Genomic DNA, 16,798 nt, shown 5'->3' on the forward strand with positions numbered 1-16,798 from the left:
AAAACATTCGTCGTCAGGAAGGCCTCATGAATAGCAAGACAAAGAAAGTGGAAAAAGAAACCCCAGCGTCTCAGGACAAACCTGCAGCGTCGACCTCGCGAATCCGTGAAGGCCTGCCCTTCCCGCTCGGTGCCAGCTGGGATGGTCTGGGCGTCAACTTCGCCATCTTCTCGGCGCACGCCACCAAGGTTGAGCTGTGTCTGTTCGATGCCAGCGGGGAAGTGGAACTGGAACGCATCGAGCTGCCTGAATACACCGACGAGATCTACCATGGTTACCTGCCTGACGCCCATCCAGGACTTATCTATGGCTACCGTGTCCATGGTCCGTACGATCCGCAGAACGGCCACCGCTTCAACCCTAACAAGCTGCTGATCGACCCCTACGCCAAACAACTGGTCGGCGAACTGAAATGGTCCGAAGCCTTGTTCGGCTACACCATCGGCCATCCCGACGGCGACCTGAGTTTCGACGAGCGCGACAGCGCGCCGTTCGTGCCCAAGTCCAAGGTCATCGACCCGGCTTATACCTGGGGCCGCGATCAGCGCGTCGGCACGCCTTGGGACAAGACCATCCTTTACGAAACCCACGTACGCGGTTTCACCAAACAGCACCCGGACGTGCCGGAAGAACTGCGCGGCACCTTCGCCGGCCTGGGCGTCGAACAGGTGACCGATCACATCCGCAAGCTGGGCGTGACGTCGGTCGAGCTGCTTCCCATCCATGCCTTCGTGAACGATCAGCATCTGCTGCAGAAAGGCATGACCAACTACTGGGGCTACAACAGCATCGCGTTCTTCGCTCCTGACCCTCGTTACCTGGCGCACGGCAAGATCGCCGAGTTCAAGGAAATGGTCGCGCACATGCACCATGCCGGGCTGGAAGTCATTCTCGACGTGGTCTACAACCACACCGCCGAAGGCAACGAGCTCGGCCCGACCCTGTCCATGCGCGGCATCGACAATGCGTCCTACTACCGTCTTATGCCGGATGACAAGCGTTACTACATCAACGACTCGGGCACCGGCAACACACTGGATCTGAGCCACCCTTGCGTCCTGCAGATGGTCACCGACTCGCTGCGCTACTGGGCGTCGGAAATGCACGTCGACGGTTTCCGCTTCGACCTGGCAACCATTCTTGGCCGTTACCACGATGGTTTCGACGAGCGCCACAGCTTCCTGGTCGCCTGCCGTCAGGACCCGGTGCTGCGCCAGGTCAAACTCATTGCCGAGCCATGGGACTGCGGTCCGGGCGGCTATCAGGTCGGTGGTTTCCCGCCGGGCTGGATGGAGTGGAACGACAAGTTTCGCGACACCGTACGTGCGTTCTGGAAAGGCGACGACTCGCAGCTCGCCGATTTCGCGGCACGCATGACGGCGTCCGGCAACATGTTCAACCAGCGCGGTCGTCGTCCGCAGGCCTCGGTCAACTTCGTCACGGCTCACGACGGTTTCACGCTGCATGACCTTGTGTCTTACAACGACAAGCACAACGAAGCCAACGACGAGAACAACCAGGACGGCAGCAACAACAACCTGTCGTGGAACCATGGCGTCGAAGGCCCGACCGACGACCCGGAAATCAACGCGTTGCGCCTGCGCCAGATGCGTAATCTGCTGGCCACACTGTTGCTGGCCCAGGGCACGCCGATGCTGGTTGCCGGTGACGAATTCGCCCGCACTCAGCACGGCAACAACAACGCCTACTGCCAGGACAGCGAGATCGGCTGGGTCAACTGGAACCTGGACGCCGACGGCAAGGCACTGCTCAAGTTCGTCAAGCGCGTCATCAAGCTGCGTCAGACTTACCCGATCCTGCGCCGCAGTCGTTTCCTGGTTGGCGACTACAACGAGGATATCGGCGTCAAGGACGTTACCTGGCTATCGCCTGACGGTAACGAAATGACCATCGAGCAATGGGAAGACAGTAATGGTCGTTGCCTGGGCATGCTCATGGACGGACGCGCGCAGGAAACCGGTATCCGCCGCCCCGGCGCGGACGCAACCTTGCTGTTGATAGTCAACGCGCACCACGAAGGGGTCAATTTCACCCTGCCGGAAGTGCCGGAGGGCAGCCACTATGTCTGCCTGATCGACACCAACCAGGAACAGGTCAGCGGCAAGGAAAAATTCGAGTTCGGCACCGAGTACACCGTGACCCCGCGCTCGCTGCTGCTGTTCGAACTGGAGCGTCCCGATCAGCAGTGATCGACCGTAAGCCAACCGGCGCGCAGGCCTCTGTGCGCCCACCGGAGGCAGATGTGATGAGCGGACCTTTGTTGTGAACGAGGACACGTCAGGACAAGGAACTCCGCTCCTCGCATGGAACGCCTCAAGGAAACTCGCGGCTGTGCCCGTCACAACCGCGGATATTCTGGTACCTCCCAACTGCCGGGCAGTGGTTGTCGCAGCCCATCCGGACGACGAAGTCCTGGGTTGCGGTGGCCTGCTGAGCCAGCTCGCGCAGTTGGGACGCGGTCTGATGTTGATCTCTGTCACCGACGGAGGAGCCAGCCATCCGGGCTCGCCGCTCTGGCCAGTGCAGCGTCTGAAAACGATACGTCCTCAGGAAAGCGCGGACGCGCTGCATCGGCTGGGCGTGCCGATGGACCGGATCGAATGGCTGCGGGGTGATTTTCCCGACGGCCATCTCGCAGACCGGGAAGATCAACTGGTTACCTTTCTTGAACAGCAGCTGGGCCCGACCGACGTGGTGTTCACAACCTGGGCGCAGGATGGTCATCCCGATTATCTGGCCGTCAGCCAGGCTTGCGCCCGTGCCTGCTCAGCCATTTGCGCCCAGATGCACGAAGTTCCCGTGTGGGCGTGGCACTGGGCCGACCCTGAAGACGAGCGGCTACCCTGGGACCGGGCGCGCAAGATTCTGCTCGACCCTGCGGCACTGGCGCGCAAGCGCGATGCGATTCACGCGTTCGCCAGCCAGCTGCAGGGCGATCCAGTCATCGGTATGCCGCCTGCCCTGCCCGCCAACGTGCTGGAGCGCCTGCTCCAGCCGTTCGAGCTGGTATTCACCTGACGGTCTGCCCTGTCTTCCGCGCACTTGTCTGCATTGCCATTAATGGTGGGCAGTTTGCATGCCGGCATTGTCGTCATCCGCCGAACCCAGGGCACCGGCAAAAAAGCGCACGGCTTCGGCGCTGAGCGTGCGGTGAATTTCCTCCCGGTCGACCCCGTCACGATCGGTGCACAGCGCTGCCATCCGTTCCTTCTGCTCGTCAGTGCACGGCGCCATGAACACAAAATGCCCTGCGCCCGCCAGCCGACGATAATCCGGCGCCTTGGGCAGCTTGCGCGCAAGCGCCTCGGCATTTTTGTCCACTGCCAGCAGCTGATCATCGTCGCCCACGAACATGAGCACAGGGACGTGGACTTCGCCCAGCGTATGCCTGCCGAACATCAGGCTCAGCGGCGCCATCAGCATCAGCGCCCGTACTCTGGGATCGGCCTGCGCATGCAGATCGTCGCGGTCGGCGAGCAGCTCGCCCTGGGTCTTGCAGGCGTCGCGGTCATCGGGCCGCTCAAGGCAGTACTGACGCAGACGGTTCAGGTCCGGCTGGGCGCCCGCCAGAATCAGGGCCGTCTCGCCACCCGCCGAATAGCCAATGACTCCCACCTGCTGCGCGTCGAGATAAGGCGCAAGCACCGGGTCCAGCAAGGCAGCGGTGATCGCTTGGGAAATCTGCAGAGGCCTGCCGTAGAGATTACTCAGGCTGCCGAGGCGGCTGTGGTCACGGTCATTGTCGCCGGGATGCACCACGGCAACTACCACAAAGCCCTGACGCGCCAGCGCGGTCGCCAGATCGTGCAGCGCCAGCGGGTTCCCAGTGTTGCCGTGGGAGAGCATCAGCAGCGGGAAACGCCCCATTGCCACCGAAGCGTCCTTGCCCGCTTCGACGCGATAACCCTGCAGCGTGCTGACCTGCCGGGCGTCGGTGGACGGGTAAAAGGCAATGGCGTGCATCGGCCGAGAATCCAGCGGATCGGGAAATTTCAGCGGATGGAAGCCCGCGCTCCAGTGGTCCGCTGCCTGGGCCTGCACCGAAATCAGGCCGTTCAGCAGGCAAATCAGCATCGCTGCACAAAGACGTACCATGGCCAGGCTCTCCTTTTCGCGCCCTTTCGCGCCCCGGAACCGCTCACACTTTCATGAGAGCGCCGAAAAGCAAAATAGTGCATAAGCCGGGCCACGGTGCGTGGGCCTGGAGTTCCGGACCTCTCAGAGGCCGCTTTTCAGAAAGTCCAGAACCGGAGCGGTGAACGCCTCACCGGCCTCCACGTTGGATAGATGTGCCGCGTGCAGTTCGATCATTTGCGCATCCGGAATACGCTCGACGATGTAGCGGCCATCGTCAGGCGTGGTCACTGCGTCGTGGGCGCCGCACACCATCAAAACAGGCAGGCGAACCGAGCCGATCTGCTCGCGAAAATCAGCGTCGCGTACCGCCGCGCAGTTGGCGGCGTAGCCTTGAGGGGAGGTACTCGCCAGCATACCGACCACCGCATCTACCGCGGCTGGCTGTGCCTTGCCAAACGCCGGCGTGAACCAGCGCTCGATAGAGGCATCACGCAACGCGCGCATGGCGGCCTCGCCGTCCTTCAGCACGGTTTCGATGCGCGGGTTCCAGACCTGCGGCGTACCGATCTTGGCGGCCGTGTTGCACAACACCACGCGATGCAGACGCTGCGGGGCATTGATCGCCAGCCACTGACCGATCAAGCCGCCCATGGACAAGCCGCAGAAATACGCCTTGTCGACGTTCAGCGCGTCGAGCAACGCCAGAACGTCGCGGGCATTCTGCTCGATGCTGTAGACACCGGGCGTGACCAGTGACTGACCATGACCGCGGGTGTCGTAGCGCAGCACCTGGAAATGCCGGGTAAATGCAGGTACCTGGGCGTCCCACATGTGCAGGTCGGTGCCCAGCGAATTGGACAGGACCAGCACCGGCGCGCCTGCCGGACCTTCGAGCTGGTAGTTGAGTGAACCATCGGCAAGTTGCACGGCGGGCATTGGAGTCTCCTCAGGCAAAAGCTCAACATTAGCCAGCGCGGAAGGCCTCGACAATCTGCGGGAGACGCAACCGGGCGGCTATCGCACACTTCGTGCGCGCACCATCCCGTGGGAGATTCTATGTTTGGGGGGTAGCCCTAAACCGCCCTTGGGCAGAAACTCCTGGTGCCCGCGAATCCGCTTTTGATTCTGCCCGCAGGGCGTGGGAGTGACCGGGCGGCGATCCGCTTGCTCTGGGCGGCAATCCGACGATCTGGCGCGTAGCGGCAGTAATCCTGGCGACCCTGTTTGTACCGCATGAACCATCTTGCTGCCGGTTCCCGGCAGATCGCAGGCAAGCCAGCTCCTACAGTTCGTGCAGCGCTGCGGTTCTTGTGGGAGCCAACGGGCGGCGATCCGTCTTGTTGGCGAAGGCGCTAGAGCAGACGACAAAGATGTGTGGCCTGAACTGGCGCTGTCGCCAGCAAGCTGCCTCCCACCTTCCTGAGGCTGACTTGAAGCAAGGGAAAGCTGCCTGCTGCCGCTTCGCGGCAGCCATGCAGCGGCGTGAAATCTGTTCACCGGACAGATCAGTCAGCCCGCATCCCAACCACCCACGCCGCTTGATGCGCCAGCACTATCACCCAGAACACCACCTGGAAAGACGCCTTGCGCGTCTTGTGCCGGTACAGCTGCTGGGCCAGCAATGCACCGGGCCAGCCGCCGAGCAGTTCGGCGGCGTGCAGCCAGTTTTCCGGAATACGCCAGCCGCCATCACCTGCTCGCATCTTGTCATGGCGGTACAGGATGAAGGTCAGCAGACTGACACCCAAATACCACAGTGCAACGACTGGCAGACCGCCTTGCGGCACCAGCCGCAGGGCGCCGTACCCCGGAATCAGGCACAGCACGAGCAGCGCCAACATTTTCAGACCGGGCTGCTGCACCGCTCGCGCATCTCTCTTGCCGCGCCGCGAGACCTTGCGCGCCGATGATGGAGTCATGCTTTTGCCGACGCCCAGTCGATCCAGCCGAACTGCCACGTTGCGAGAATCAGCAGACCGAAAACAATGCGATACCAGGCAAACACCGCGTAGCTATGGGTCGCGATGAACTTGAGCAGGCCGCGAACAGCGATCATGGCGAAAATGAACGACGTCACGAAGCCCACCACGAACACCATCAGGTCATCGGGGCGGAACAGGTCGCGATACTTGTAGCCCGAGTAGACGGCTGCGCCAACCATGGTCGGCATCGCCAGAAAGAACGAAAACTCTGTGGCCGCCTTTCGCGACAGCCCGAACAGCAGGCCGCCGATAATGGTCGAGCCGGAACGCGAGGTGCCGGGGATCATAGCCAGGCACTGCACCACGCCGACCTTGAGCGCATCGCTCCATTTCATGTCATCGACGGTGTCGACACTCACCACGTGCTCGCGGCGTTCGGCCCAGAGCATGATCACGCCGCCAATCACCAGCGCCGTCGCCACCGTGATCGGGTTGAACAGGTAATGGTGAATGGTATCGGCGAACAGCACCCCCAGCACCACTGCGGGCAAAAAGGCGATCAGCAGATTGGCCGTGAAGCGCTGCGCTGTCTGTTGCTTTGGCAAGCCCAGCACCACGTCGAAGATCTTGCGGCGGAACTCCCAGACCACCGCCAGAATGGCGCCCAGCTGAATGATGATGTTGAACGCCATTGCCCGCTCGCCGCCAAAATCGATCAGATCGGCGACGATGATCTGGTGCCCCGTACTGGAAATCGGCAGAAACTCGGTCAGCCCTTCCACAACACCCAAAATCAACGCCTGAGCGGCTGTCCACAGATCCATCATTCCTCCATGCAGCGGCGCCTGCGCCCCGCCGGTTACGTTGTTATATAAAAAATGGCGATCACTATGAGCGCTCGAACCTGAACGGCACTTGACCGGCCGACAGATCGGCGCAAAAACCCGCCGATGCTAGCAGACCTGCACCGGCAAAGCCTGCCGGGCTTGCTGTCTGACACAAAGCCGCCGGTGAAGGCTCCCCGTGAACCCAGTAACCGCTTACAATCGCCGCCCCAGATCACTACCGCACCGATGGAGCCCCCATGTCCGAGGTTGAACTGTTCGCTGCCGCCCTCGGCGTGATCGCAGTCTGGCTCACCGTCAAACAGAACCCCTGGTGCTGGCCGATCGGGCTGGTCATGGTGGTGATCTACATCTGGATCTTCTTCGACGTGAAGCTTTATTCAGACATGCTGCTGCAGGTGATCTATGCCGGCCTGCAGGTGTATGGCTGGCTGCAGTGGACTCGCCACGGCAGCAACCTGCCGGCGCGCGCGGTGACTGTGTTGCAAGGCAGCTCAGTGATGGCCGGGCTTGCGGTTGGCGCGCTGATCAGCCTGACGCTGGGCGCCGCGATGGCGCACTTCACCGACGCCGCTCAGCCCTGGCTGGACGCAGCGCTGACCGGTTTCAGTCTGGTCGCGCAGGTCTGGATGGCGCAGAAGCGCGTCCAGTGCTGGCCACTGTGGATTGTCCTCGACGTCATCTTCGTAGGCCTGTTCATCTACAAAGCGCTGTACCTGACGGCCGCACTGTACGGATTGTTCACGCTGCTGGCCGTGCAAGGCTGGCGCGAATGGCGCAATGATCTGGCGCCAGCCCGATGAAAGTCCTGGTTCTCACAGGCCCTGAGTCGAGCGGCAAGAGCTGGCTGTCCGCACAGATCCAGCGGCGTTTCGGCGGCGTTCTGGTCGGCGAGTACGTGCGCCATTTCATCGAACAGCAAGGCCGCGATACCTGCTACGCGGACATCCCGGACATCGCCCGGGGCCAGCTGGCCTGGGAAGATGCCGCGCGCGCTACCGCGCCCGAGCTGCTGATTCTCGACACGCATCTGTTGAGCAATCTGTTGTGGAGCAAAACCCTGTTCGGGGATTGCCCACCGTGGATCGAGCAGCAGCTGCTGGCCAGGCACTACGACCTGCATCTGCTGCTATCGCCCGAAGGCGTGGACTGGACCGGCGACGGACAGCGCTGCCAGCCGCAATTGAGCGAGCGTCTGGCATTTTTCGACGCCAGCCGGCAATGGCTGGACCACTGGCACCAGAACTACCGGGTCATCGACGGCGACTGGACTGCTCGCCGCGAGCAGGCCATGACCCTGGTGACGCAGCTGTTATCCGGGTCACCGGATCTGGTGCTTGTGCAACAGGCGGTAGAACGTGGGTCGGGAAATACCTAGCACCCTGGCTGCCACGCTCAAATTGTCGCTGTGGCGGGTCAGCACGTCGCAGAGTGCCTGACGCTCGGCCCGGGACTTGTAATCGTCCAGTGTGCCCATGCTGCTGGCAATGTCTTCCTCGCCCAGCAGACCAAGGTCTGCCGCTTCGATCTGGCGTCCTTCGGCAAGCACCAGCCCACGCCGCACGCGGTTCGCCAGTTCGCGGACATTGCCGGGCCAGTCATGCTTGCCCATTGCGATCAGCGCATCCTGGCTGAAATTGCGTGCCCGGCGCCCAGTCTCCTGACTGTAGAAATGCGCAAAATGGTTAGCCAGCATCGCCAGATCACCGTGCCGCTCGCGCAGCGGCGCGGTGCCGACCTGCAACACGTTGAGCCGGTAATACAAGTCCTCGCGAAAGCGCTTCTTGCGGATGGCCGCTTCCAGATCCACATGGGTTGCGGCCAGCACCCGTACGTCGACCGGGATCGGCTCGCTGCCACCAAAGCGCTCGATCTGCTTGTCTTGCAGAAAACGCAAGAGGTGGGCCTGGGTTTCCAGCGGCAGGTCGCCGATTTCATGGAGAAAAAGCGTTCCGCCGTCCGCTGCTTCAATGCGTCCGATCCTGGCTTCCTGAGCACCGTTGAAGGCGCCCTTCTCATAGCCGAACAGCTCAGCGTGAATCAGGTGCTCGGCAATGGCGCCGCAGTTCACGGAGATGAACGGTTTGTTACGGCGTTGTGACTGCAGGTGTAGCGTGCGCGCCACAAGTTCCTTGCCCGTTCCGCGTTCCCCGCGGATCAGCACCGGTGATTCGGTCGGTGCGAGCTTGCCGAGCAGCCTGCGCAGCTCGCGGATCGGTCGGCTTTCGCCGAGCATTTCGTGATCGCCGCTGGACGTCTGCGCAGCGCCCTGGGCCCGCAGTCGCGCCATGCCATAGGCACGACCCAGCGTGACCTGCATGCGTGCCACATCGAACGGCAACGTGTGAAAATCGAAAAACCACTCGCAGACGAAGTCTCCGATCTTTTCCCGGCGCAGGTCTTCCGGGGCAAGAACCGCGATCCACTGCGTGCCGCTGCGGGTAATGAGCTCCTTGACCACTTCGGGATGCTCGAAATGGTTAGGCATCAGGCGGATGAGTCCGACATCACAACTGAGGTGGAGCGCTGACTCGATCGTACTGCTATCTACCGCCCATCCGGCGGCATGCAACACTGGGATCAGCTGATGGCAATCGTCACAAGGGTCCACAATCAAAAGGCGTCGCGTTGGGGCCGATTCATGCATAGAGGTTCCTTGGCGCCCGGCGTCTGGTAAAAGTTATAAAAAACGTTTTATAAACAGCATGTTGGCGAGCCCGACTGTTACATTAGCAAATATTTGACACAGCCTTGTACCGTTTACATCTAACGTTCATAACCAAACGTAATTAGGACTGTTAAGCCGGTTTTACACCTGCGCTGAAACGCCCGCCTGAGCCACTCGCCGATCAACGGCAAGAACAAACCTTCGTGCCTTGAGTCAATACGCACGGCTTGCAGTTGTAAAAAAATTGAAAATAACGCGCGGCCGTGTGACTCGACCCACCCTCTTCGGCATCAACACCAATAACCAGCCGGACGGTAAGCCCGCCGACGGCACTGGATTGATATGGGCACCCTGAGGAAATGACCATGAACGCCCCACTGCGCTTCAACGATGCACTTCTGATCGCTGGACACGCTTTTGAACCCTTCCGCTGTGTCGCCTGGGCACCTCAGGACGGGAATGGCGAACTGAGCCTGACCGTGATCGACCGCACCAGCGCTCGCATCGGCCGCAAGCAACTTCCAAGCAGCACATATTCCGACAAGGCCCAACTGGCCAGTGCGCTTGAGCAGGCCCGTGCGGAACTCAGCAGTGAGGGTTACACCCTTGAGCCATGGACCATGCCGGCCTGATACCGCGGCCGAGGGAGGGCGTTGCGCCCTCCAGCCTTGCAGCTGCGCTGCTCGATCCGGCGTCGGCTCAGCGCAAGGCCAGCGCCAGTTCGCCGATATGGCGATAATCGGCGCCCAGATGCTGGGCCAGTTGCCGGGCGCGCCCCAGTCGAATCGGTCCCGTTTCGATATCCACTAGAAGACTCTCGCAATCGAATGCCTGCAAATCGGGCATTGCCTTGACGCGCCCGTCTGTCAGTACCAGCACACGCTGATGCTCGGCTGGATAACGCTTTCGCCGCTGCGCCAGCCATTGTCCCGCCTGCTCCAGCGCCAACTGCAGCGGTGTGCCGCCACCGGCACCAAGCGCCTGCAGCCAGGGGGCCGCCGAAGCTTTGAGTCCCTGATGCTGCCAGCGGGGCGCGGCTCCGCTGGCGGTTAGCAGCGCCAGACGCGCGCGTCGGCGATAGGCATCATCGAACACCTGAGCCAACAGACCTTTGGCCTGACTCAGGGCGCTGTTACGGCGCGTCGAAGCCGATGCATCGACGATCACCAGCAGCAGCTCCGTGGGCCGGCTGCTACGGGGCTGGTGAACCAGGTCATGGCGCGTGCGCGGGCGACCGCGCAGCAGGGTCGGCACCCAGGCCACCGGCCCGCTGATGCCGGAGCGTGCCGCGCCTTGTTTCCCGGTATTGAGTCGGCCAGGTCGGGGGCTGGCATCCGCTCCCTCGACCGAACGGGGGCGGATGCCTAAGGCTTTTTTGGCCAGCTCGGCACTTCACGCCGGGCGCCGGTTGCGACGGGTCTGGCGGGCAGGCTACCCCATTGGCCCTGCCCGGCCTCAGGCTCGGCGGCATTCGGGCGATCAGGCTGCTCAGGCGCAGGGCTCTGGTCCTGGCGGGGCTCCTGCGGCGCCGTTGTCGATCGTCGACGGTGGCGCAGCGCGAATTCGGCGACTGTGTCGATATCAATTGTCTGGATGCGGCTCTCGCCACGCCACGCCGCGTGGGCCCGGGCCGCCCGCAGCCACACCAGATCGGCGCGCATGCCGTCGACGCCCGCCGCGAAGCAGCGCTGAGTGACCTCGGCAACTGTGTCGTCATCCAGCTCGATGGCCGCCAGCAAGCGGCGCGCGGTTTCACAGCGTTGCTCCAGCGCCCGTTGTTGTTCCTGCCATTGCCTGCAAAAACCCTGAGGATCGGCATCGAACGCCAGCCGACGACGGATGATATGGCCGCGCTCGGCGGGCGCTGTGTGCCCGTCGAGGGCGACGTTGAGGCCGAAGCGATCCAGCAGCTGCGGGCGCAGCTCGCCTTCTTCGGGGTTCATGGTGCCGATCAGCACAAAGCGCGCGGCGTGCCGGTGGGAAATCCCGTCGCGTTCAACCACGTTGATGCCGCTGGCCGCCACGTCAAGCAACAGGTCCACCAGATGATCGGCCAGCAGATTGACCTCATCAACGTACAGCACGCCACCATCGGCCTTGGCCAGCACACCCGGCGAAAATCGCGCCCGGCCTTCGGTCAGCGCAGCGTCCAGATCCAGCGTCCCGACCAGACGCTCCTCGGTGGCGCCCAAAGGAAGGGTCACGAACTGGCCGCCGCCGAGCAAATCCGCCAGACCACGGGCCAGCGTAGATTTGGCCATGCCGCGCGGTCCTTCGATAAGCACACCGCCGATGCGCGGATCGATGGCCGCCAGGCACAGCGCCAGCTTCAAGTCATCGGCGCCAACCACGGCGGCCAGCGGGAAATGCGGAGTCTCAGTCATGGGTAAGTCGGCCAGGGTCATTAGTTCTCTTCTATATCCAGCAGCAGCTCTTCGAGCGCTTCGCGGTACTCGCCCGGCTCCTGCCACAGCCCTCGCTGCTGGGCTTCGAGCATACGCTCGGTCATGTCACGCAAGGCATCGGGATTGTGTTCGCGAATGAAATCCCGGGTCGAGGCATCGAGCAGGTAGGCATCGGCCAACAGCGCATACTGATGGTCATCGATCAGCTCGGTGGTGGCGTCGAAGGCGAACAGGAAATCCACCGTCGCCGCCATCTCGAACGCGCCTTTATAGCCGTGACGCTTGACCCCGTCGATCCATTTGGGATTTGCCGCGCGCGAGCGGATCACCCGGTTCAGCTCTTCCTTGAGTGTGCGAATTCTGGGCAGGTCCGGCTGGCTGTGGTCGCCGTGATAGCTGGCGGTCTTGCGGTCGCCGAGGCTGTCCGCAGCGGCGAGCATGCCCCCCTGGAACTGGTAATAGTCGTTGGAATCGAGCAGGTCATGCTCGCGGTTGTCCTGATTCTGCAGCACCGCCTGCACCTGAGACAGACGCTGGGCGAAGTGCTGGCGCGCCGGCGTGCCTTCGTCGCTGCCGCCGTACGCATAACCGCCCCAGTTCAGGTACACCTCGGCGAGATCCTCGCGGCTCTGCCACAGGCGACCGTCGATGGCGCCCTGCACGCCCGCGCCGTAGGCGCCGGGCTTGGCGCCGAAGATCCGCCAGCCGGCCTGGCGCTGCGCCTGCTCTTCGTCCAGACCGGTCGCCAGCAGCTCGCGGCGCTCTTCGCGCACTCGGGCGGCCAGCGGGTTGAGGTCGTCCGGCTCATCCAGCTCGGCTACCGCCTGCACGGCGGCGTCGAACAGGCGGATCAGGTTGGCGAACGCGTCGCGGAAGAAGCCTGACACCCGGAGCGTGACGTCAACCCGAGGTCGGTCGAGCAGGCTAAGCGGCAGAATCTCGAAGTCATCGACCCGCTGGCTGCCGGTCGCCCATACCGGACGCACGCCCATCAGCGCCATGGCCTGGGCGATATCATCGCCGCCGGTGCGCATGGTCGCAGTACCCCAGACCGACAGCCCCAGCTGGCGCAGGTGATCGCCGTGGTCCTGAAGGTGACGTTCCAGCAACAGATTGGCGGACTGGAAACCGATGCGCCAGGCCGTGGTCGTTGGCAAATTGCGCACGTCGACAGTAAAGAAGTTGCGCCCGGTGGGCAGCACGTCCAGCCGTCCGCGGCTCGGCGCGCCGCTGGGGCCGGCGGGCACGAAGCGACCGTTCAGCGCATCCAGCAGGCCCTGCATTTCCGCCGGGCCGCAGGCATCGAGGCGCGGCGCGACCACGTCTTGCAGATGGCTGATGATCAGTTGCAGGTCTTCGCCAACCGGCAGCTCATCGACCGCCTCGCCACGCCCTACGCGTTCGATCAGCGCGGCGGCGAACACTTCCAGGCGTTCGCGGGTGTCGCCGGCCGTGCGCCACAGCGCTTCATTCACCGCAACCAGTGCGGCCGGCCGCGGGCCATGCCACGGTGCGCCAAGCTCACAGTCCAGCGGATCGAAATCCAGCGCGAAGGCTTTGCTCAAGGCGCGCAGCAGGCTCGAATGCGCGCCGCGCCCGTCGCCACGGGGAATGCGCAGCAACGCCAGCAGCGTGTCGGTGCGCAGTCGGCCCTTGGGCGACTCACCGAACACGTGCAGGCCGTCGCGGATCTGCGATTCCTTGAGGTCGCACAGGTATGTGTCAAGACGCGGCAGCCAGACCGCCGCGTCGGCTTCGCTGTCAACGCCGGCGTCGAGCGCCAGCTCGCGGTCAATACGCGTTTCACGGACCAGCCTGAGGATGTCGCGCTGCAGCTCCTGCGCGCGGCGCGGATCAAGCAACTGCGCTTCGTAATATTCGTCGGCCAGCAATTCGAGGTCACGCAACGGGCCGTACGTCTCGGCGCGGGTCAGCGGCGGCATGAGATGGTCGATGATCACTGCCTGCGTGCGGCGCTTGGCCTGTGCACCCTCGCCCGGATCGTTGACGATGAACGGATAAATGTTGGGCGTCGGGCCGAGCACCGCGTCCGGCCAGCAACTGTCCGACAGTCCCACGCCCTTGCCCGGCAGCCATTCGAGGTTGCCGTGCTTGCCGACGTGGATGAGTGCGTGGGCGCCGTAGACCCTGCGCAGCCAGAAGTAGAACGCCAGATACCCGTGCGGCGGAACTAGGTCCGGGTCGTGGTAGACCGCGCTCGGATCGACCTGATACCCGCGCGCCGGCTGGATACCGACAAAGGTCAGCCCGAAACGTACTCCGGCGATCATCATTCGCCCGCTGCGAAACATCGGGTCGTCCTCGGGCATCCCCCAGCGTGCGTTCACCGCGTCACGGTTGGCCTGGGGCAACCGCGCGAACGCCGCGTGATACTCATCCAGCGCCATGCTTTGCTGACAAGGCCGCAGATCCAGGCTGTCCAGATCGTTGGTCACCCCGCCGAGCAGCAGCTCGATGAGCTCAGTGCCGCTGCCGGGCAACGGCGCGAGCGGATAGCCTTGGCTGTCCAGCGCGCGCAGGATATTCAGCGCCGCCGCCGGGGTGTCGAGGCCCACGCCGTTGCCGATGCGACCGTCGCGGGTCGGGTAATTGGCAAGAATCAGCGCTACACGTTTTTCGGCGTTGGGCAGCCGCGCCAGTTCGATCCAGCGGCGCGCCAGTTCGGCGATAAAGTCCATGCGCTCAGGGTGCGCTCGATAGCAGACCACATCGGACTGACTGCGCTCGCTGCGCCACGCCAGATCCTTGAAGCTGATCGGGCGGCTGATGATCCGGCCGTCCAGTTCGGGCAAGGCGATATGCATTGCCAGATCCCGGGCGCCGAGCCCCTGCTCGCTGGCCTGCCACGCCGGCTGGTTGTCCTGGGCACAGATCGCCTGAATCACCGGCACGTTACGTCGGAAGGGCCGCAGATGCGGTGCTTCCGGGCTGGACTGGGCAAAGCCTGTGGTGTTCAGGATCAACTGGGCGCCAGTCTCGTCGAGCCAGTCCTGCAGCAATTCCAGACAACCCGTTTCCTTGAGACTGGCGACCGCCACCGGCAATGGATTGAGGCCCCGAGCCTGCAGCCGGGTACAGAACTCGTCGATGAAGGCGGTATTCGCCGCCTGCAGGTGCGAGCGGTAAAACAGCAGCGCCACCACCGGCTGATCCGCCAGCCATTCGGCCCGCCAGCGCGCCAGTGTTTCGCTGGCTGTGCGCGGGTGGTAAACGGCGGTGCGCGGCAGCGTTTGCGGCTCGCCCCAGCGGTAGTCGCGACCCAGCCACTGACTGGCGATGCAGCGATACAGATCCAGCGCGTTGTGCAGCCCGCCCTGACGCAAAAATTGCCAGAGTCGGTCGCGCGCCTCGGCGGGTACGGTGCTCAGATCGCTGAGTTCAGGGTCCGGACGGTCGTCGCCCGGCACCAGAATGACCTGCACGCCGCGCGCCGCCAGCTCCATCAGCCGCTCCACGCCGTAGCGCCAGTAACCGATGCCGCCATGCAGCGAAATCAGGATGACCCTGGCGTGGCGCAGCACCTCATCGACGTAGAGGTCCACCGACGCATGGTTCTGCACCTGCATCGGATTGGCCAGACGCAGGCTCGGGTAGTTGTCGGGCAACTGCTGCGCCGCTTCGGCCAGCAGCGCCAGGCTCGAATCGCCGCTGCAAAGAATCACCAGCTCGGCGGGCGTCTGCCCGAGATCGGCGATGCTGTCGTCCGGCACAAAGCCACCGGGCTGGGTTCTCAGCAAATGCATGGGTCGGTCAGCCGGCGAGCGCAGCGTTGAGTTGCGCTTCCAGTGCCACCGCGTCCAGCTCCTGGCCGATCAGCACCAGACGCGTGACGCGAGGTTCACCGGCGCTCCAGGCACGGTCGAAGTGCTTGTCGAAACGGGTGCCCACGCCTTGAATCAGCAGGCGCATCGGCTTGCCGGGAATGGCCGCGAAACCCTTGACCCGCAGGATGCCGTGCTGCACGACCAGCTGCGTCAGCGCGTCGAGCAACAGCCGCTCTTCGCCTTCGGGTAGCGTGATGGAAATCGAATCGAAGGCATCGTGATCATGGTCATCGTGGTCGCCGTCGTCGTGATGGTCATGGTGCGTCTTGCGACCATCAATGTGCACTTCGGACTCGGCGCCCAGGCCCAACAGCACGCTCAGCGGCAAGCGACCATTGCTGGCTTCGACGACCTTGACCGCCGGCGGCAGTTCCTCGCTGACCTCGGCACGAACGGCGGCTAGCCCTGCGGCGTCCAGCTGATCGGCCTTGTTGAGAATGACCAGATCGGCGCTGGCCAGCTGATCGGCGAACAATTCGTGCAGCGGTGATTCATGATCGAGGTTGGGGTCCAGCTTGCGCTGCGCGTCGACCTGCTCGGGAAAGGCCGCGAACGTACCGGCCAGCACCGCCGGGCTATCGACTACGGTGATCACCGCGTCAACCGTGCAGGCATTGCGGATCTCCGGCCACTGGAACGCTTGAACCAGCGGCTTGGGCAGCGCCAGCCCGGAGGTTTCGATCAGGATGTGATCGAGATCGCCACGCCGTGCAACCAGTTCGCGCATCACCGGGAAGAACTCTTCCTGAACGGTGCAGCACAGGCAGCCGTTGGCCAGCTCGTAGACCCGGCCACTGGCCTCTTCTTCGGTGCAACCGATGGTGCATTGCTTGAGGATTTCGCCGTCGATACCCAGTTCGCCGAATTCGTTGACGATCACTGCGATACGTCGTCCTTCGGCGTTGTCCAGCATGTGCCGCAGCAAGGTGGTCTTGCCCGAGCCCAGAAAGCCGGTGACGATGGTGACGGGGAGCTTGGCCAGTGTTTTCATCAGGTGCCCTTTGGCGAGACGGCG

14 protein-coding genes are annotated in these 16,798 nt (G+C 63.4%); 5 read left to right on the forward strand and 9 right to left on the reverse strand.

What is annotated here, in order from left to right; all coding sequences use genetic code 11:
* Positions 1-26: 26 nt before the first annotated feature.
* Together glgX and J3P77_RS12255 are read left to right on the forward strand one after the other, a co-directional pair.
* Positions 27-2,210 carry a glycogen debranching protein GlgX gene (gene glgX, locus J3P77_RS12250; protein ID WP_434676898.1) on the forward strand — a complete coding sequence of 728 codons (2,184 nt, stop codon included), beginning with the start codon at positions 27-29 and terminating at the stop codon, positions 2,208-2,210.
* Positions 2,211-2,283: 73 nt separating this feature from the next.
* Positions 2,284-3,039 carry a PIG-L deacetylase family protein gene (locus tag J3P77_RS12255; RefSeq protein ID WP_434676899.1) on the forward strand — a complete coding sequence of 252 codons (756 nt, stop codon included), beginning with the start codon at positions 2,284-2,286 and terminating at the stop codon, positions 3,037-3,039.
* A 39-nt stretch (positions 3,040-3,078) separates the two neighbouring features.
* Here J3P77_RS12255 and J3P77_RS12260 read toward each other — a convergent pair whose 3' ends face one another.
* From J3P77_RS12260 to J3P77_RS12275, 4 genes are all read right to left on the reverse strand, one after another.
* Positions 3,079-4,116, reverse strand: coding sequence for an alpha/beta hydrolase family protein (locus J3P77_RS12260; RefSeq protein ID WP_434676900.1), 1,038 nt, complete (start codon positions 4,114-4,116; stop codon positions 3,079-3,081).
* Between the two features lie 123 nt (positions 4,117-4,239).
* Positions 4,240-5,034, reverse strand: a complete 795-nt coding sequence (gene pcaD, locus J3P77_RS12265) for a 3-oxoadipate enol-lactonase (protein WP_434676901.1) — start codon at positions 5,032-5,034, stop codon at positions 4,240-4,242.
* A gap of 569 nt (positions 5,035-5,603) precedes the next feature.
* On the reverse strand, positions 5,604-6,017 hold the full coding sequence (locus tag J3P77_RS12270; RefSeq protein WP_434676902.1) for a DUF1294 domain-containing protein: 414 nt from the start codon (positions 6,015-6,017) through the stop codon (positions 5,604-5,606).
* Positions 6,014-6,844 carry an undecaprenyl-diphosphate phosphatase gene (locus J3P77_RS12275; protein ID WP_434676903.1) on the reverse strand — a complete coding sequence of 277 codons (831 nt, stop codon included), beginning with the start codon at positions 6,842-6,844 and terminating at the stop codon, positions 6,014-6,016. The genes J3P77_RS12270 and J3P77_RS12275 overlap by 4 nt, the downstream gene beginning before the upstream one ends.
* 260 nt (positions 6,845-7,104) lie before the next feature.
* Between J3P77_RS12275 and pnuC the strand changes: the two genes are divergently transcribed.
* Together pnuC and J3P77_RS12285 are read left to right on the forward strand one after the other, a co-directional pair.
* Positions 7,105-7,668, forward strand: coding sequence for a nicotinamide riboside transporter PnuC (gene pnuC, locus J3P77_RS12280; RefSeq protein WP_434676904.1), 564 nt, complete (start codon positions 7,105-7,107; stop codon positions 7,666-7,668).
* The gene (locus J3P77_RS12285) at positions 7,665-8,243 is read left to right on the forward strand and encodes an AAA family ATPase (protein ID WP_434676905.1); all 579 of its coding nucleotides are present in this window, start codon (positions 7,665-7,667) and stop codon (positions 8,241-8,243) included. The genes pnuC and J3P77_RS12285 overlap by 4 nt, the downstream gene beginning before the upstream one ends.
* Here the strand turns inward: J3P77_RS12285 and J3P77_RS12290 are convergent.
* Positions 8,187-9,512, reverse strand: a complete 1,326-nt coding sequence (locus tag J3P77_RS12290) for a sigma 54-interacting transcriptional regulator (RefSeq protein WP_434676906.1) — start codon at positions 9,510-9,512, stop codon at positions 8,187-8,189. The two genes, J3P77_RS12285 and J3P77_RS12290, sit on opposite strands and share 57 nt — an antisense overlap.
* Before the next feature lie 386 nt (positions 9,513-9,898).
* On the opposite strand from J3P77_RS12290, the gene J3P77_RS12295 reads away from it, so the two are divergent.
* Entirely contained in the window at positions 9,899-10,165 is a 267-nt protein-coding gene (locus tag J3P77_RS12295; RefSeq protein ID WP_434676907.1) for a hypothetical protein, read from the forward strand.
* Positions 10,166-10,232: 67 nt separating this feature from the next.
* Here the strand turns inward: J3P77_RS12295 and J3P77_RS12300 are convergent, their stop codons facing one another.
* The 4 genes from J3P77_RS12300 to cobW form a co-directional block, all read right to left on the reverse strand.
* The gene (locus tag J3P77_RS12300) at positions 10,233-10,796 is read right to left on the reverse strand and encodes a vWA domain-containing protein (RefSeq protein WP_434676908.1); all 564 of its coding nucleotides are present in this window, start codon (positions 10,794-10,796) and stop codon (positions 10,233-10,235) included.
* Positions 10,797-10,897: 101 nt separating this feature from the next.
* Entirely contained in the window at positions 10,898-11,917 is a 1,020-nt protein-coding gene (locus J3P77_RS12305; protein WP_434676909.1) for an ATP-binding protein, read from the reverse strand.
* A gap of 20 nt (positions 11,918-11,937) precedes the next feature.
* Positions 11,938-15,702 (reverse strand): cobaltochelatase subunit CobN, encoded by a 3,765-nt coding sequence (gene cobN / locus J3P77_RS12310; RefSeq protein WP_434676910.1) that lies wholly within the window; start codon positions 15,700-15,702, stop codon positions 11,938-11,940.
* A 7-nt stretch (positions 15,703-15,709) separates the two neighbouring features.
* Complete coding sequence (gene cobW / locus J3P77_RS12315; protein WP_434676911.1) at positions 15,710-16,774, reverse strand: cobalamin biosynthesis protein CobW; 1,065 nt, start codon at positions 16,772-16,774, stop codon at positions 15,710-15,712.
* Positions 16,775-16,798: the final 24 nt, after the last annotated feature.

Source organism: Pseudomonas sp. R1-18 (assembly GCF_051132095.1).
Lineage (GTDB): Bacteria > Pseudomonadota > Gammaproteobacteria > Pseudomonadales > Pseudomonadaceae > Aquipseudomonas.

What these genes read in the sequence shown, in the direction of transcription:
- J3P77_RS12295 (WP_434676907.1), top strand. Translation starts at nt 9,899, where the DNA reads ATGAACGCCCCACTGCGCTTCAACGATGCACTTCTGATCGCTGGACAC.
- J3P77_RS12270 (WP_434676902.1), bottom strand. Translation starts at nt 6,017, where the DNA reads ATGACTCCATCATCGGCGCGCAAGGTCTCGCGGCGCGGCAAGAGAGAT.
- cobN (WP_434676910.1), bottom strand. Translation starts at nt 15,702, where the DNA reads ATGCATTTGCTGAGAACCCAGCCCGGTGGCTTTGTGCCGGACGACAGC.
- pnuC (WP_434676904.1), top strand. Translation starts at nt 7,105, where the DNA reads ATGTCCGAGGTTGAACTGTTCGCTGCCGCCCTCGGCGTGATCGCAGTC.
- J3P77_RS12260 (WP_434676900.1), bottom strand. Translation starts at nt 4,116, where the DNA reads ATGGTACGTCTTTGTGCAGCGATGCTGATTTGCCTGCTGAACGGCCTG.
- J3P77_RS12290 (WP_434676906.1), bottom strand. Translation starts at nt 9,512, where the DNA reads ATGCATGAATCGGCCCCAACGCGACGCCTTTTGATTGTGGACCCTTGT.
- glgX (WP_434676898.1), top strand. Translation starts at nt 27, where the DNA reads ATGAATAGCAAGACAAAGAAAGTGGAAAAAGAAACCCCAGCGTCTCAG.
- J3P77_RS12285 (WP_434676905.1), top strand. Translation starts at nt 7,665, where the DNA reads ATGAAAGTCCTGGTTCTCACAGGCCCTGAGTCGAGCGGCAAGAGCTGG.
- J3P77_RS12305 (WP_434676909.1), bottom strand. Translation starts at nt 11,917, where the DNA reads ATGACTGAGACTCCGCATTTCCCGCTGGCCGCCGTGGTTGGCGCCGAT.
- J3P77_RS12275 (WP_434676903.1), bottom strand. Translation starts at nt 6,844, where the DNA reads ATGGATCTGTGGACAGCCGCTCAGGCGTTGATTTTGGGTGTTGTGGAA.
- cobW (WP_434676911.1), bottom strand. Translation starts at nt 16,774, where the DNA reads ATGAAAACACTGGCCAAGCTCCCCGTCACCATCGTCACCGGCTTTCTG.
- pcaD (WP_434676901.1), bottom strand. Translation starts at nt 5,034, where the DNA reads ATGCCCGCCGTGCAACTTGCCGATGGTTCACTCAACTACCAGCTCGAA.